The organism is Ancylothrix sp. D3o (assembly GCF_025370775.1).
In the GTDB taxonomy this organism is placed as follows: domain Bacteria; phylum Cyanobacteriota; class Cyanobacteriia; order Cyanobacteriales; family Oscillatoriaceae; genus Ancylothrix.
Window position 1 is genome coordinate 141,416 of sequence record NZ_JAMXEX010000002.1, and the last position, 15,926, is coordinate 157,341.

At 42.9% G+C, this 15,926-nt stretch carries 13 protein-coding genes; 7 read left to right on the forward strand and 6 right to left on the reverse strand.

Annotation, left to right across the window (positions count from 1 at the left end; all coding sequences use genetic code 11):
* Nucleotides 1-80 precede the first annotated feature (80 nt).
* Together NG798_RS04820 and NG798_RS04825 are read left to right on the forward strand one after the other, a co-directional pair.
* The gene (locus NG798_RS04820; RefSeq protein ID WP_261220678.1) at nucleotides 81-2,483 is read left to right on the forward strand and encodes a diguanylate cyclase domain-containing protein; all 2,403 of its coding nucleotides are present in this window, start codon (nucleotides 81-83) and stop codon (nucleotides 2,481-2,483) included.
* A gap of 143 nt (nucleotides 2,484-2,626) precedes the next feature.
* On the forward strand, nucleotides 2,627-3,673 hold the full coding sequence (locus tag NG798_RS04825; protein WP_261220679.1) for an AI-2E family transporter: 1,047 nt from the start codon (nucleotides 2,627-2,629) through the stop codon (nucleotides 3,671-3,673).
* A 66-nt stretch (nucleotides 3,674-3,739) separates the two neighbouring features.
* On the opposite strand, the gene NG798_RS04830 is transcribed toward NG798_RS04825, so the two are convergent.
* Nucleotides 3,740-5,281 carry an outer membrane protein assembly factor gene (locus NG798_RS04830; protein ID WP_261220680.1) on the reverse strand — a complete coding sequence of 514 codons (1,542 nt, stop codon included), beginning with the start codon at nucleotides 5,279-5,281 and terminating at the stop codon, nucleotides 3,740-3,742.
* 119 nt (nucleotides 5,282-5,400) lie between these two features.
* A complete protein-coding gene (locus tag NG798_RS04835) occupies nucleotides 5,401-5,601 on the reverse strand; it encodes a hypothetical protein (protein WP_261220681.1) in 201 nt (66 codons plus the stop codon).
* A gap of 490 nt (nucleotides 5,602-6,091) precedes the next feature.
* Here NG798_RS04835 and fabG point away from each other — a divergent pair, with 490 nt between their 5' ends.
* Together fabG and NG798_RS04845 are read left to right on the forward strand one after the other, a co-directional pair.
* Nucleotides 6,092-6,856 (forward strand): 3-oxoacyl-[acyl-carrier-protein] reductase, encoded by a 765-nt coding sequence (fabG, locus tag NG798_RS04840; RefSeq protein WP_261220682.1) that lies wholly within the window; start codon nucleotides 6,092-6,094, stop codon nucleotides 6,854-6,856.
* A 192-nt stretch (nucleotides 6,857-7,048) separates the two neighbouring features.
* Complete coding sequence (locus NG798_RS04845; protein WP_261220683.1) at nucleotides 7,049-7,816, forward strand: hypothetical protein; 768 nt, start codon at nucleotides 7,049-7,051, stop codon at nucleotides 7,814-7,816.
* Between the two features lie 430 nt (nucleotides 7,817-8,246).
* Here NG798_RS04845 and NG798_RS04850 read toward each other — a convergent pair whose 3' ends face one another.
* Nucleotides 8,247-8,831 carry a Crp/Fnr family transcriptional regulator gene (locus NG798_RS04850; protein WP_261220684.1) on the reverse strand — a complete coding sequence of 195 codons (585 nt, stop codon included), beginning with the start codon at nucleotides 8,829-8,831 and terminating at the stop codon, nucleotides 8,247-8,249.
* 407 nt (nucleotides 8,832-9,238) lie between these two features.
* Here NG798_RS04850 and cysK point away from each other — a divergent pair, with 407 nt between their 5' ends.
* Complete coding sequence (gene cysK, locus NG798_RS04855; RefSeq protein ID WP_261220685.1) at nucleotides 9,239-10,198, forward strand: cysteine synthase A; 960 nt, start codon at nucleotides 9,239-9,241, stop codon at nucleotides 10,196-10,198.
* A gap of 181 nt (nucleotides 10,199-10,379) precedes the next feature.
* Nucleotides 10,380-11,033, forward strand: a complete 654-nt coding sequence (gene msrA, locus NG798_RS04860; RefSeq protein ID WP_261221523.1) for a peptide-methionine (S)-S-oxide reductase MsrA — start codon at nucleotides 10,380-10,382, stop codon at nucleotides 11,031-11,033.
* A gap of 290 nt (nucleotides 11,034-11,323) precedes the next feature.
* Here the strand turns inward: msrA and NG798_RS04865 are convergent, their stop codons facing one another.
* Entirely contained in the window at nucleotides 11,324-12,622 is a 1,299-nt protein-coding gene (locus NG798_RS04865) for a hybrid sensor histidine kinase/response regulator (protein WP_261220686.1), read from the reverse strand.
* A gap of 371 nt (nucleotides 12,623-12,993) precedes the next feature.
* On the opposite strand from NG798_RS04865, the gene NG798_RS04870 reads away from it, so the two are divergent.
* A complete protein-coding gene (locus NG798_RS04870; protein ID WP_261220687.1) occupies nucleotides 12,994-14,040 on the forward strand; it encodes a sensor histidine kinase KdpD in 1,047 nt (348 codons plus the stop codon).
* Nucleotides 14,041-14,102: 62 nt separating this feature from the next.
* Here NG798_RS04870 and NG798_RS04875 read toward each other — a convergent pair whose 3' ends face one another.
* Both NG798_RS04875 and NG798_RS04880 read right to left on the reverse strand, forming a co-directional pair.
* On the reverse strand, nucleotides 14,103-14,291 hold the full coding sequence (locus tag NG798_RS04875; RefSeq protein WP_261220688.1) for a DUF2949 domain-containing protein: 189 nt from the start codon (nucleotides 14,289-14,291) through the stop codon (nucleotides 14,103-14,105).
* A gap of 411 nt (nucleotides 14,292-14,702) precedes the next feature.
* Complete coding sequence (locus NG798_RS04880; RefSeq protein ID WP_261220689.1) at nucleotides 14,703-15,872, reverse strand: pyridoxal phosphate-dependent aminotransferase; 1,170 nt, start codon at nucleotides 15,870-15,872, stop codon at nucleotides 14,703-14,705.
* Nucleotides 15,873-15,926: the final 54 nt, after the last annotated feature.

Here is a 15,926-nt window from a genome sequence, read left to right on the forward strand (position 1 = left end):
ACAGTAATCATTCCTATCACCAGCCAAATCAGCAAAAAGCCCGATATTAAAAAATATAAACTTCTCAATACAAAAAAAACATGAAGCCTGGTTTTTGGGATGCGTCCTCGTTGCTCACAGAAGAGCAAAACTTATTCACAGTTTCCTTTGACTTGTTTTGCCGCTGGGGAGAAGACGGATCGGTGCGGCCTTATAATTTGGCTTGGGAGCGCGTGCTGGGTTGGAAACAAGGGGATCTGCAAGCCTCATGGGTAGAGTTGCTGCATCCAGAAGACAGGGGGAAGTGGTTAGATGAGGTGGCATCTTGCGCTGTGGGAGAAAGTTTTGAAATAGAGTTACGCTGCCGGCACAGAGATAAGAGCTATCGTTGTTTGACATGGCGAGTATTAAGGACAACAAAAGCAGAGCTATGGGGTGCCGGTCAAGATATCAGCGAACTGCGCTGCACACAGGTTCGCTATGAAATGCTTTCGGATTTATTTCAAAAGCTGGTTGGCATTTATACAGACACTACAACCAGCCCTATTCCGCAAGCTCTGATGAGGATGGACAACATCCCCTACCGTCCACCCGCGTCAAAAAATAACAACCCAATAATACCGGCGTCAGATTATGTGTTTTCTGCCAGCGTTACTCCAGAGGGGCAAGTAGTCACCAAATGGGTGACAGAATCATTCCAAGAAATCACCGGCTACAGTTTGGAAGAATTACACCGCATCGGCGACTGGGGCCAAATAATTCATCCAGAAGACTTGGTTTTGACAAGCCAATCCTTTGAGAGGTTGCTGCAAAATCACCCTGTTACCACCAGATACCGAATTATTACTAAAAGCGGTAAGATACGCTGGCTGCACGATTCTGTGCGTCCCGTTTGGGATGGTAAACGAGTGGTGGCTGTGTTGGGTGCTTGTCGGGATATTACTCAGCAGCAAGAAGCCGAAGCCGCCTTGAAACGCAGTGAGCAGCTTTATCGGACGCTGGCGCAAAACTTCCCGAATGGTGCGGTGCTTTTGTTTGACAAAGAAGGCCGGTATTTGCTGGCAGAAGGGCAGGGATTGACGATGGTGGGGTTAAGCCGCGAGTCATTGGAAGGAAAAACTTATTTTGAAGTGCTACCACGCCAAATCAGCAAGCAGCTTAAACCTATTTATAAGGCAACTCTGGCCGGTGAAAGCACTGTTACGGAAATTTGCTACAACAAAAGACACTATCAACTGCACACCTGTGGTGTGAAAAATGAAGAGGGCGAAATTTGCAGCGGCTTGATGGTTGTTTCGGATATTACCGAACGCAAGCAAGCTGAGGAGGCTCTGCGGGTTGCGGCAAAGCGTGAACGTTTAATGTCTGTGGTGCGTGACCGCATTCGTCAGTCTCTTAATATCGAAACTATCCTCAAGACTACTGTGGAGGAAGTGCGGCAGTTTCTTGATACAGATCGGGTGTTGATTTATCGCTTTCAACCAGACTGGACTGGGAAGGTGGCGGTAGAATCTGTTGATTCTGGCTGGACTCATCTGCATTCGAGAAGTATGCAGGTATCGGAATTTACCCAAACTTGCATTTCTTATTATCAAAGAGGTCATGTTTATACTGTTGAGGATGTTAACCGGCAAAGTGTGACTGTTCCTCATTTGGCTCTGTTGCAAGAGGCTCAAGTTAAAGGGTTATTGGTGGTGCCGATTTTGTACGACAGTGTGGATACTTCTCTGTCTCTGTCTACAATGCTTGGGGCTAGGGATAATTTGTCTTCTCATGGCCCCCGCCGCCATTCCCGTCCGCTGTGGGGTCTGCTGGTGGCAAATCACTGCCGCGCCCCCAGACAATGGCAGGCGCAGGAGGTTGAGTTGTTGTCTTCTTTGGCTAACCAGCTATCAATTGCGATTCAGCAAGCTGAACTTTATCAGCAGTTGGCTTTGGCAAATATGGAATTGCAGCGTTTGGCAAGTTGCGATTGTTTGACTGGTGTGGCCAACCGCCGCCGATTTGATGAATTTCTCGCTGAGCAGTGGCAACGCTCGCTCTCTGTTCGCAATCCTGTGTCGCTTTTGTTATGTGATGTTGACTTTTTTAAGTTATATAACGATACTTACGGTCACATTGCCGGCGATGAGTGTTTGCAAAAAGTGGCAGCGGCTATCCGCGCTTCGCTGAATCGTCCAGGGGATTTGGTCGCCCGCTATGGGGGTGAGGAGTTTGCTGTGGTGTTGCCTTCTACTGATTGGGAGGAGGCTCTCTATATTGCTGAGTCTATCCGCAGGGCTGTTAAGGGGTTGTCTATCCCTCATCGGCGCTCTTCCAATCAGTATGTGACGATGAGTGTGGGTGTTGCCAGTGTGGTGCCGACTACGGAGTGGGAACCTTCTCATCTAATTGCTGAGGCTGACTGTGCTTTATATTCTGCTAAGGCTAGTGGCCGTGATCAATGCTGTTCCAGCCGGTTGAACAATGCGCTATCTTTGAGCGATGTATCGGCTGATGTTTAAAAGCGGTTTAATTAGGTGAAGGTTTAGTGTACAACCACCACAGATGAACACAAATAAACATCAATGCACGGGATGCACTAAGGGATGGTTGTGCGGGTAGCGCATAGCTTTTGTCCTTCTCCATAATTAATCCTGAATCGTTTATGATGCGACCCGTTAATAAGTTACCCAAGTGGGTTTTATGGATTTTGGCGTTTCCTTTGGCCGTTCTCTACGGCTGGCTTTTATTGTTAATTTTTAATTATTTACAACCGCTTTTAAATATTTTTGTAGCTTCGATTTTGCTTTCTTTTGTCCTCGATTATCCGGTTAATTTTCTTCAGCAAAAAGGTGTAATTCGCCAAAATGCGGTGACTTTAGTTTTTTTGATTACTTTATTAATCTTGCTGGCTTTAGCTATTACTCTGGTTCCGATTATTTGGCAACAACTTAATGAGTTTGCTAAACGTCTTCCGTTTTGGATAGATTCTGGAAGTTTTCAAATTCAAGATTTCAACCGCTGGGCCTTGGATCGCAATCTTCCTATTGATTTAAGTGGGTTGGCAATTCAACTCACAAACAGTCTGTCGGAACAATTGCAAACTTTAACAGGTAAAATGCTTGGTTTTGCTATTGATACGATTGGCAGTATTTTTAATATATTTTTAGCGGCGGTTTTAACGTTTTATCTGTTGTTACATGGTCAACGAGTGTGGGATGGAATGTTTCAATGGTTCCCTTCGGATGTGGGGCCGGTTGTGCGCCGGTCTTTGCGGCAAAATTTTCATAATTATTTTATTGGTCAAATTTCTCTTGCTGCTATTAGTGGTGTGGCAATGACTTTGGCTTTTTTGGCTTTACAAGTGCCTTTGGCTTTGTTATTTGGTTTTGGTTTGGGTTTAATGGCTTTATTTCCTCTTCTCACCGGCATTGGTATTGCGTTGGTGAGTTTTTTGCTGGCTTTACAAAATTTTTGGTTAGGAATAAAAGTTTTATTTGTGGCGATGTTGATTGATCAAATTAATGCTAATTTTATTGCGCCTCGCGTTTTAGGCGGTTTCACCGGCCTCAATCCTGTCTGGATTATTATTTCTTTATTGTTGGGGGCAAAACTCGGCGGTGTTTTAGGTTTATTAATTGCTGTTCCCCTGGCTAGTTTTATTAAAAGTACGGCGGAAATGTTCAGAACTAAAGGCGTAATTAGTGATTAGTCAGGTGCCATTTATCAATGATCATTTGTCATTTCTTGCTGTGTTGAAAAATGACCATTGATTTATTTAAAACTTGTGGCCGGTGGTAATTTCAAAGCGAATATCTCCTTGATCATTGATGCCTAAATCGCCACGAATTAAACCTACAGGAGATTTGACTCTTACACCAATACCATAGCCGAAACCAGTGCCCGGTTTATCGCGTACCGGCCCTGGTTCTCCTACAATGCTATCTCCTGAATTAAAATCTGTACCAAAATCTGCAAACACTACCCCCGCCACCGGCCTAATAATTGGAAAGCGATATTCCACACTTCCTAACAGAAAACTGCGACCGCTGGCAAGTTCTGCGCCTGCATATCCTCGCACCGAATTTAATCCACCAAGATTAAACGTTTCGGCAGGAATTACATCACCTATGATTGTGCCGGCTTGAACGTTAAATGCCAAAACTTCGGCTAATTCTGGGTCTTTTTCTAGGTCAATTTTTCCTAAACCGAGCCAATTTATCGGCAGATATTGAATATAATTTGCTCTTAAACGGTTCATAAAAACTTCTCCTAAGCCCACTGGAATCGATTGCTCGGTACTGAAACTGAGCAAGGAGCCTTGAAAAGCATTTGAGGGGCGATTGCGTTGATCTAGGGCCATTCCAAAAGAAACGGTGAATAAGTCATCAATGCCGGTGTTACTAAGGCTAACAGGATTGCCAAATTTATCGATATTTTGAACTCGCCAATCTTGATCACGGATGCTAATTCGGGTGTAATTTAAAGCGAGTTGACTATTCCAATCGCCAATGTTATGTAGTAATCCTAAACTACCTCCAAATCTGCCTTCTCTCATGTCATCGCCGTTTGGTAAATCGATATCTTCATTGAAAGTCTCGGAAAAGTTTCGGCTGCGGAATATTTGGGCACTATAACCGAAACGGTTGGGTTGAAACCGGCGATAGGGACTAATAAAACCGGCCCGATATTGAAAGTCTTTACCGCTGATTTGGGTGTTGATTCGTAGCTGATCGTTTAGTCCGTTGAGGTTGGTGTGCCGGTAGCCAATTTGACCATATAAACCGATATCGCCGCTATTTCCGCCGCCAAAGGTAAAGTTACCATACCGGCGTTCTTCAATGTTGTAGGTGATGGTGACACCGGCAGCATCTTGGCTAAAAGAAACGTCTACTTTGTTAAAAAGATCAAGCCGCTGTAGTCGCCAGATATCTTGTTCCATTAAGTCGGGGTTAAACAATTGACCGGCTTTTAGTTTTAATTCTCCTTCGATAAATTCTTTGCGGGTTTTTCCCTCAATTTGTTGATTGTTTTCGTCTATTGTTTCGCCTTCTGAGTTGACAAATTGGATCTGAATTTCTTTGATAATTGTGCCGGTGAAGTTTTGAGAGAAAATAGGGTTTGAAATGACAAAATGGGGGTTAATATTTGTGTCGGGTTCAATACTTTTTAGGGGGTTTTGTTGTAAATCTGCGGCTTTGTGGGAAATTTCGCCGTTGAGTGGGGGTGGGGTGTGGGCTGTGGCGGTGGATGTTAAATTGGCACTGGCGAGGGTGCTCAGGCTGAAAAGAATGGCCGGTTGAATGGGGTTAAGACGCATGGTTGAGGTGATGGGGTTTTTCTGCTGCTTCCTCAGAAAAGCATAAAAAATCAGAGCAGAAAAGCTCTGAGGAAAGAAGCATATTTTAAGTTTTTTTGCAAGGTCTTAACTGCAACAAACTACAGGGGCGTGCGAGAAACAAATTTCTCAAAATCTGCCTGGGTTTGCTGTAAAAGCTTTTCTCGGCTGTCTGTGGCGTGGGTAAGCGCGGGTAATAGATTCCGTGCTTGTAACGTCATGTGTAGCTGAAGGTGGGCCACATACTCACCGATATTTTCACGAGTTAAATCATTGGATTGTTGAAGCAGATGCGGATTCAAAGTGTTCTCCCTCTTTTGTTCTGCAACCTTTGCTTTCTCTGATAAAAGTTACCATAACCTGTCTGGTTTATTGCAATTTTCGCAATGAACCTTAACGTTTCTTGGCGTGGCTGTTGAGGTATGTAAAGTTTTGATTGCTTTTTCTTTCAAAATTTTAGGTTTATTGAAAATAATTAGCATTAAGCTGGCCTAAGTTAGGGAGGGGTGATGCTTAGGTGGGGATGGGAAATTTGTTCTGCTAAAGTTGATTCCGGCTGCTGAGATCAAGCGGGTTGGCTGTAGCAAAAAGCTTGATTGCGGGGCCAAAAATGGGTTCTAACCGGGAAATTTGGCCGGTTTGTTCCTCTTTCTCTGCTTCGAGGTGAGCAAAATTAGTTTTTCTGAAACTACTTGCTTGTGGGTAGAGAATAATCCTAAAATTATTGGGTTCTGAGATGGAAACAATTTCCAACAAGTTTGATTATTGTTTTGATTTGATTAGGGATTTGTAATGGAAAAATTGCCAGAGAATTTACAACAGTTACGAGATAAAGTTGCCGTCGTCACCGGCGCGAGTCGGGGTATTGGTCGGGCGATAGCTTTGGCCCTAGCAACTCAGGGGGCAAAGGTTGCTATTAATTATGCTTCTTCGAGTACAGCAGCCGATGAAATCGTAACAGAAATTGCTGCCCAAGGTGGCGAGGCTTTGGCATTGCAAGCGGATGTTTCTAAGGCTGATCAAGTCGATGGTATTTTTGATGCGGTGGTTGAAAAATGGGGCCGGATTGATGTGTTGGTAAATAATGCCGGTATTACGCGCGATACTTTGCTTTTGCGGATGAAGCTTGAAGATTGGCAAGCGGTGATTGATTTGAATTTGTCGGGGGTTTTTTTGTGTACAAAAGCTGTCAGCAAGTTGATGTTAAAACAGCGTTCGGGTCGGATTATTAATATTGCTTCTGTGGCCGGTCAAATGGGCAACCCCGGACAAGCAAATTACAGCGCTGCAAAGGCTGGGGTAATTGGGTTTACAAAGACGGTGGCTAAGGAATTTGCTTCTCGCGGTATTACGGTGAATGCTGTGGCGCCTGGGTTTATTTCTACGGATATGACGAGTGGGTTGAAGTCTGATGAAATTTTAAAGTTTATTCCCCTTGGCCGGTATGGTCAGCCGGATGAAGTGGCCGGTATGGTTCGCTTTTTGGCTGCTGATCCTGCTGCTGCTTATATCACCGGTCAAGTTTTTAATGTTGATGGCGGTATGGTGATGGCTTAGGGCTTTTTTGCCGGTTTATGTAGGGCCGGCATCCCAGTGGCGCAGGCGTCCCGCCTGCGCTTGTAGGGTAATCGCAGGCGGGACGCCTGCGCCACTCTTGATATCCCGCCACTCTTGATAGCGTCACACACTATTTATTTAACCGGCAAAGTTGATTCACAATCAAAACAACACTCTACACAGGACGCAAAAATGTATAATTTTGCCGGTTTTAGCGTTGTTTTTGGCATTTTAATTTTGCTAGTTTACGCCATTCTGCAATGGTTACACATTCCTGCTGGAAACTTCTTAGATTGGGTAATTGGGGCTGCTACTTTTGAATGGTTATTACTCATCGTTACGGTTCCTTGGAATATTCACTTTGAATCTAAATCAGTTTTAGCAGAGGCCGCAGAATCAAGGGAAAAAAATATTCCTGTTGACGAGAACCAAATTAGCTACGTTAAAACTTTAGCTAATCGTTCATTTTTGGTAGCTATCGCGCTTCACCTTTTGTCAGCTATTGCGCTTTACACCCTAGCTTTAACAGGGATAAGCACAGTTGGCTATATCAGTTCTGCTGCTGCTTTGCTATTAACTATTCTACGCCCAGCAATACGGGCTTACAAATATTTAGCGATGCGTTTAACGATGATTCGTAGCCAGTTTTTATATCCCCGCGAAGATATTGTGGAACTCCGCAGCCGGTTTAACGAACTGGAATTAAAAGTTACACAAATAGAGGAAAAGTTAAATCCCGAATATCCCACATCTTGGGTAGCATCCCAACAGCGCCAGTGGGAAGCAACACAAACTGAATTAAGCCGTTTAGCGGCTGCCCTAGAAAACCACAGATCCACGAATCAAGCCGAACATATCCAGTTAGCAAGAGAAGCACAAAATGCCATTGCTCAACTCAGCACAGACGGGCAATTTTTAAACCACGCCCGCGAAATTATTCGGTTTTTTAAAGAAGCTTAATTTTTGCTGCAAAAACCCGGTAAATTTTGCCCTCACCGGGTTTTTAGAAGCTTTCTGTACTTCTGGCTATAATCAGCGAGTATTGGTAATAAATGCTTGTGTAACCTTCAAAAGTGGTTCATCTAATACCAATTCTTTAAAATAGAGCAACAGATTTAAAACCTCAAATCCAGACTTCATCTGAATTTTAAATTTTGAATTTTAAATTTTGAATTTTGAATTGGTATAAAACATTTATCGCCCCTAAAATGGCTTTTCTAGGTTAGAGTTTTATACCTTTCTATTATATTAGATCCTGTAAAATAACTGAAATTTGGTAATTTCTTAACCAGTTTCCATCAAAAGCAGCCTGTTAAGCAAAGTAGACAGGCGAGTATGAGAAAAAGAGGCTTTGATTTTATTTGATAAATTGAGATTATCCCTTTTCTTCTTAAATTTCGTAATGCCAAATTGTCGGGGTTTCCGAGACAATAATCACGCTGCGAGACTCCCGGCAAATTAAACCTTCTTTTTCAAAATTATTGAGCATTCTTGTTACAGTAACACGATTTGAGCCAATCATTTCTGCCAGTTCTTGATGTGTTAACCGCAGGTCAATTAATTGGCCTTCGGCAACGGCGCGGCCAAATCTTTTAGATAGCCATGTTAATAATTTGATTAAGGCTATATCCATTGGTTTGCATTGCCGCATTTCTAAAAATTCTTCTAAACGCTGGTTATGCTCAATTAAGGCTGAAATAATTTTTTCCCACTGCGAAGCCGGCAAAAGAATTGCCTCCACCGGCGTCACGCATTCTATCGTATAGGGATCTGCTTTTGATAGCGGTTTACCTACAATATCTCCGCTGCCCCATAATCCCAGCGGAATAACGTTTCCCTCTTCACTCCAAGTAAAAGTCCTCAGCACTCCTGATTTAATTTGCCAAAGTTCATTTGACCTTAATGGTAATAAAGATCGGCGATGAAATTTAAACTCTGTCTCGGTTGCCGGTTGACTATTTAAAAGCGTGTACATTTGAGCAATTCTCCCAATTATTTAAACATTTTTAGAGAATGTTTTTCTTCGCTGTTTTTGCCACAAAATGCCTAGACAGATCAGAGAAATCGCTTTTTTGGCTTAAACTACGGTTTCTCGGTAGAGATAGGGGATTAAGGGCAATGACAAGAAGTATGTCACACCGAGACAGTCAACGTCAAGCAAAAACCTTAAACTCTATCGAAGAACCGTAGTATCATAAAAATAAGGTTGATTGCCGCCGGCTTGCCAATCGTGGGGCCAGAGCCTTATGAACGCCGATAGGTAACAAGATTTGTGTCAAAAGCGAAACGACTGCCTGCATTTGACCACAATGTAATCAAGATGGTTAATAGTTAATGGCTACTAACCTAAGCAAAACACAAAACAAATTCCCCAAAACTGTTATGCGGATAGCTCGTGATATTTCGGAATTAATTGGCCGCACGCCTTTGGTACAGCTTAATCGCATCCCTCAAGCAGAAGGATGTGTGGCGAGAATTGTTGTCAAACTTGAAGGCATGAACCCAGCGGCGTCGGTAAAAGATCGCATCGGTGCAAGCATGATTTCTGCCGCAGAAGAAGCGGGTAAAATTGCCCCAGGTAAAACAGTTTTAGTCGAGCCCACATCAGGAAACACCGGCATTGCCTTGGCGATGGTAGCCGCAGCCAAAGGCTATCAACTTATTTTAACCATGCCTGAAACGATGAGTTCTGAACGGCGAGCTATGCTCAAAGCCTATGGCGCGAGAGTTGAACTCACCCCCGGCACCGAGGGGATGCGTGGCGCTATTGCGCGTGCAGAGCAAATTGTGGCAAACACTCCCAATGCTTATATGTTGCAACAATTCCGCAACCCTGCTAACCCAAAAGTTCACCGCGAAACTACGGCTGAGGAAATTTGGGCAGATACAGATGGCGAAGTTGATATTTTAATTGCAGGAGTTGGCACCGGCGGTACAATTAGCGGTGTTGCAGAAGTGATAAAGGCAAGAAAACCGAGTTTTCAAGTGATTGCCGTTGAACCGCAAAAAAGTGCGGTGCTGTCTGGCGGGTATCCGGGGGCCCATAAAATTCAGGGAATTGGAGCCGGTTTTGTGCCGGAAGTCTTGCACGTTGATTTAATTGATGAAGTGATTGCAGTCAGCGATGAAGATGCAATGGCCTATGGCCGACGTTTGGCCCGCGAAGAAGGTTTGCTGTCGGGAATTTCTTCGGGTGCCGCCCTTGCAGCAGCAATTAAAGTCGGTCAACGTCCAGAAAATCGCGGTCGTTTAATTGTGATGGTGCAGCCGAGTTTTGGCGAACGCTATCTGAGCACGCCGATGTTTCAAGATTTAGAAGCGCTTGAGGCGGCTATTCATTAAACCGGCCTTTTCTATGGCCTAAAAAACCGGCTTTCCAAAGAAACCCGGTTTTTTTATATTTCCCTCGCTTCTGTGTCTGAGCTTGCTTTGCTGTGTAGGCCGGTGTTTGCGGCATTTTTTGGAATTAAATGTTATATTAAGAAATGTAAAAGCAGATCACAAAAAATTAGAGTTACAACAAATGGTGTTATTTGGATTTGGCAAAAAAGCGAGTATGCCCAAACAGTCTGAGGCGTTACCCGGACGAACCGAAGAAATACCGGTGCCGGGGCAACATTTTGTTAACGGCAATCCCCTTAAACCGCCTTATCCTGATGGTTTAGAAATTGCGATGTTTGGGTTAGGTTGTTTTTGGGGTGCAGAGCGGAAATTTTGGCAGCAAAAGGGCGTATTTTCTACCTCTGTGGGCTATGCTGCCGGTTATACGCCCAACCCAACTTATCAAGAAGTTTGCAGCGGCATGACCGGCCATAATGAAGTAGTCCGCGTGGTATTTGATCCGAAAGTAATTAGTTACGAAGACTTGCTAAAAGTTTTCTGGGAAAGCCACAATCCTACTCAAGGAATGCGGCAAGGAAATGATGTAGGAACGCAGTATCGTTCGGGAATTTATGTTTATTCAGAAGCTCAGAAAAAGTTAGCCGAAGCTTCACGGGATGCCTATCAAAAAGCCCTGAAAGATGCTCGTTATGGGGAAATTACGACCGAGATTATTGATGCCCCAGAGTTTTATTTCGCGGAAGCTTATCACCAGCAATATCTGGCAAAAAATCCAAATGGATATTGCGGTTTAGGCGGCACAAAAGTTTGTTATTCTGCAACTGCTCAAGCTTAATTCTAACTCGTACCTGGGTTTTACCTGGGTACGAAATTGAAGAATCTCTACCTTTTGTTGGTTCGGGAGACAGAAAGAGAGAGGTAAAAAAGAAAACGCAAAATTTATTAACCAAATTTTCAATATTTATCTAAATTATTATCGGTTTGCTGAACAGCGAAAAAATGGCAAAATTATAAATAAAAGACTTTAAAAAATAAACCGGCACTTCTGGCAAAGCTAGAACTAAAAGAGGGTTGCTGAAAGTGGGAAAAGTTAAAAAGACGGCCAAACTTTAATTTTTATGGCTTTTATTCCTCTTTAAAATGGTTGATAGGAAGGTAAACATTAACCGTTGTCCCATGATTTTCTTCGCTAATAATTGTCAGAGTTCCGCCGTGATTTTCTATTACCCATTTGGCAATAGGGAGACCCAAACCAGATCCCGGACTACCGGGAATTAAATTTGCATTGCTGGCCCGGTAAAAGCTGTCAAAAACTTTTTCTTGGTCGAGTTTAGGAATGCCTATTCCTTGGTCTTGAAAAGTTATAGTTACAGCATCTTCACAACTACTTATTTCCAAAACAATAGCCCCTCCGTCCGGCGAGTATCTGATAGCATTATTCAAAAGGTGAGCCAAGGCTTTTTTAAGTAAATTCGGGTCAGCCCAGATTTTTTCAACGCAAGCATTGTCATTTAAAAAAATAAGCTGGTGGTTGCTATTGTCTCCTAGCTTAGAGCTTTTTAACAACTTTTCGCACATTGCAGTTAAATTCAGGGGAGCCGGTTCTATTTTAAAGGCTTTAGCGTTAATTTTCGCCAAAGTTAAAACATCTTCTAACAGTGTTTCAAAACGGGAAATTCCATCACTAATTTTATCAAAATATTGACCATAATCATTTATGTTCAGTCGAGAAAGCTTCCGATGGAGTAAATCGCTAGTCGTAGAAATAACCATTAAAGGAGTGCGGAATTGGTGAGAAATAGTGTTCAGCAATTGCGATTTTAGCTCACTTAAAGATTTCTCGTTTTCGAGAGATTTTTTTAACTGAAGTTGAAGATTTATTAATTGTTGATTTTGCTCTTGGAGTTCCGTAGTGCGCTCCAGAACAAGCGCTTCAAGTTGTTGATTTAAAGTTTTTAATTTAGTTTCGGCAGCTTGACGGTGAAAAATTTCCGTTTGCAATTGCTGGTTTTGTTGCTGTAGCTGTATTTGCAAGCGGCTAATTTTCAGTTGATTTTCTACACGAGCCAGCACTTCCGCTAGTTTCCAAGGTTTTGTAATATAGTCAACTCCGCCAGAGGCAAAAGCTCGGACTTTATCAAAAGTTTCATCACTGCCACTTAAAAAAATAACAGGAATCTCCCGCGTAGACTCCTCAAATTTGAGCCGCTGACATACTTCATAGCCATCCATCACGGGCATCATCAAATCGAGCAAAATTAAATCTAATTGGTTGAGGGTGGCTATATCCAAAGCAGCATTGCCATCATTAGCCTGGTAAACTTTATAGCCTTTTTCCATCAGCACCGTCGTTAAAAGCCAGACAATTTCTGGCTCGTCATCGACAATTAAAATGTTTGCCAGATCATCCTTTTCTTCAAACATATCTCTCTCTGTGCCTTTCAGGGGAGGTAATTTTGTTTTCTCAAAGAAGTTTAATCAATACGCTACGCTGCTAAATACTTACTTAGTTTCTCAAATTTCCGACTCTGAAAGCAAGATTTGCGGATCAACTTTACTGACACCACGAAAAAGATCAGCACTTTTGCCTGAAGCCCCCAACCACGCTTGCCGGTTGCGTGCTCTAGCAGGTCAATGGAAATTGAGCAGCTAAACTCAGCGTGGATTCCTCACTGCCCATCTCATCTCTATCAATTTAGCAGAACTGAGCAAGAAAAGAAAAACTCTCTGTTTCCTCAACTTCTTGCTGGGAACTCTCCCTGCAAAAAATCACCCGATCAGGTGAGTCAACAAGCATGAAGTTAAGGAATAACAGCCGTCCTACAGTGATTAATGGTACAGATTTTTACTCATCGCTTGAAATTATGGTTGAGAATGCTTCTGAGTTTGTAAATTCGCCCTCATCTCAAGTCATCAATAGTCGCCCTAGCGGCGGTGACAATAACCCGCTTTCGTCTAATTCTTGCAGTGATTTTTATTTTCTAAAATCGCCAACTGAAGAAAACTTAAAATTTCCTATAAACAGCCAAAAATCTCCTTTTTCTGAAAGGGATTTACAGGCTATTTCTGAGTGTTGTAAAGATGAAAAAGCCTTTGAAGAACTGCAACAAATTTTGCTCAAAGCTTGGGGGAACGATCCCGAAAAAGACCGCCTAAAAGATGTGATTTTGCATACCGTCGCCCATGACTTACGGACTTCTGTTTTGGGAACACTTATGCTCTTTAAACATTTAATGTCTCAACCAGAGGAAATGATTACAATTTCTCGCTCGGTGGTTGACCGGCTTGTGCAAGGCAACAAACGCCACCTAGAAATGATCAATGCTCTCTTAGAAACCTATTTCCCTGAAGATGAAGCTATGGTTTTAGCGGGAGTGGTTAGGTTTTCGGCGCTGGTGGAAACGATTTTTAAAGACTTAGCACCAATGCTAGAAAAAAATCAACTTAAGTTGATAAATTTGGTATCGACATCTTTACCGCCGGTGGTGGCTGATCCTGTACAAATCCAGCGAGTTTTTGAAACTTTAATTACCCACATTGCCTTCAATAACCCCCCCGGATTAACCCTGACGGTGAAAGCTGAGGTGGAAGCGAAAATGATGCGTTGTTCGATTGCCAATAATGGCGCTCAAATAAGCCCAGTTGAATGTAATCGCCTTTTTGATTTATATATCCGTGAACCGCAGCACCGATCTGGCACCAGCACCGGCCTAAAATTATATCTTTGCCGGCAAATTATTCGCTCATTAAATGGGGAAATTGGTGTTGAACCTTCCGCAGATTCCGGTGTCACATTTTGGTTTACATTGCCTCTAGTTAGTGCTGTGTCACAGAAAAGCTAATTTTCTAAACTACCGGCTTTTGTTTTTCGTCCCCCTCTGTGCCGGCAATTCCTGCTGATCAGTTAAGCCGCTTCCAGCCAGTCAAAAATTCGCTCTAATTGTTCAATAGAAACTAAGCCGTACTGCCACAATACCATCGGCAGAAGCGTCGGCGGTTCTTGTGAGCGCAAGGCCAGTTCAATGCAAGTATTAGAAATGCCTAAGTCTTCTTGCAGAAATTCAATTAATTTTAAGCGTAAATTAAATTGCATGGCTATAAGGGGGGAGCGATTTTGATTTGAATATTATTATGAGGGATTTGTGTTGGCCCGCTTGTGATCCTGTCGCCGTGAGTTTGTGATAGTGATCAGCTTTGGTTGTGACAGCCATCGTCTAGTAGCTGTTTTGGGCCTTTCCTTTTCAAATGCTTGATCCCCGACGATCCCCCGCCCATCGCGCGCCAATGAAGAGGTATCTCCCCCCTCATTATAGGGGGCTGGGGATCGTGGGGGTTGGAAAATACGCACCTAAGTATAAATACATATTGAGAACCGGACTATCTCTTTAATATGGCTTTGTCGCCGCAAAAATTAAACATTAAACTTTAAAATTCTTTGCCTTAATAAAATGAGTTGCTGTTCTCAGCTTTGTAAAGGATAGTTGCTAATTATTTCTAACTGGTCTTAATTTTTCACAATTGTTTTTAATCCTCTCATTAAGCGGCGGATACCTTCCTGGGCGGTTTCTTTTTGCAGTGATCCGTAGGCGACGCGCAAATAACAGCCTTTTTCAATTCCAAAGGTGTCACCAGGAATCACGGCTACTCCATATTCTCGAATTAGTTTTTCGACTAATTCCAGAGATTTGATTTTGCTTTGAAGATTGAGCAGAAAGTAAAAAGCACCTTCTGCCGGTGGAATGGTGCAAAATTCTTTTAAAGTATCGAGTTCTTCTAGCATCAAGTTTCGCACTTCGGCGATTTGTTGAATTTGGCTGCGGCAATATTCTCCACCGGCTTCTAATGCTCCTGTGGCTGCATATTGAGAAATAACTGGCGGGCAAATTAAAATCGTATCCTGAATTTTTTTTACCGAATCTAAGAGGTGTTTTGGCATTACCATATAGCCAATCCGCCAAGATGCAAATCCATAGGCTTTGGAAAGGCTATACAAGGAAATGGTGTGGTTGTTGCTGTCGGGAAGGGAGGCCGGAGAAAAGTGTTTTACATTGTTATAGGTAAAGTATTCGTAGGCTTCATCGCTGATATGATAAATGCCTCGGTTGCGGCAAATTTCGTTGATTTTCTGTAATGATTCTGGGGAATAAACAGCACCAGTGGGGTTATTGGGGGAAATGGTAACTATGGCGCGGGTTTTATTTGTAATGGCTTGTTCTATGGCTTGGGGTTGTAATTGATAGTTTTGATTGGTTTCTACGAGGACGGGCCGGCAGCTTGCCATGACAATTGCCATTTCGTGATTGAAATAGTAGGGAGTTTGAATAATAATTTCATCACCGGGGGAGGTGATGGCTAAAATGGCGTTCATAAAGGCCATGTTGCTGCCGGCGGTAACAAGGATGCAGTTTTGTTTATCAATTTGAATATGATTGTCGGTTTTGAGCTTAATTTCGATGGCTTGGAGTAAGGGGGTAATGCCTTGCACCGGCTTATATTTATGGTTTTCTGGATCGTTGAAAAATTCAGATATTTTGTTGAGGGATTGGGCCGGTGGGCCGTAATAAACTACGCCTTGTCCGAGTGAAATTGTCCCCGGAGAATTACGAATCATTTCGCCAACGATGGGAATAATTGGCGATTGTACGGCTTGCATTCTCTGGGGGGTTGGGTTCATTTTTTTTGGTGGGGTAATTGTTTTGTATTGTCCAAGCTTTTGGCGGCGAAAATT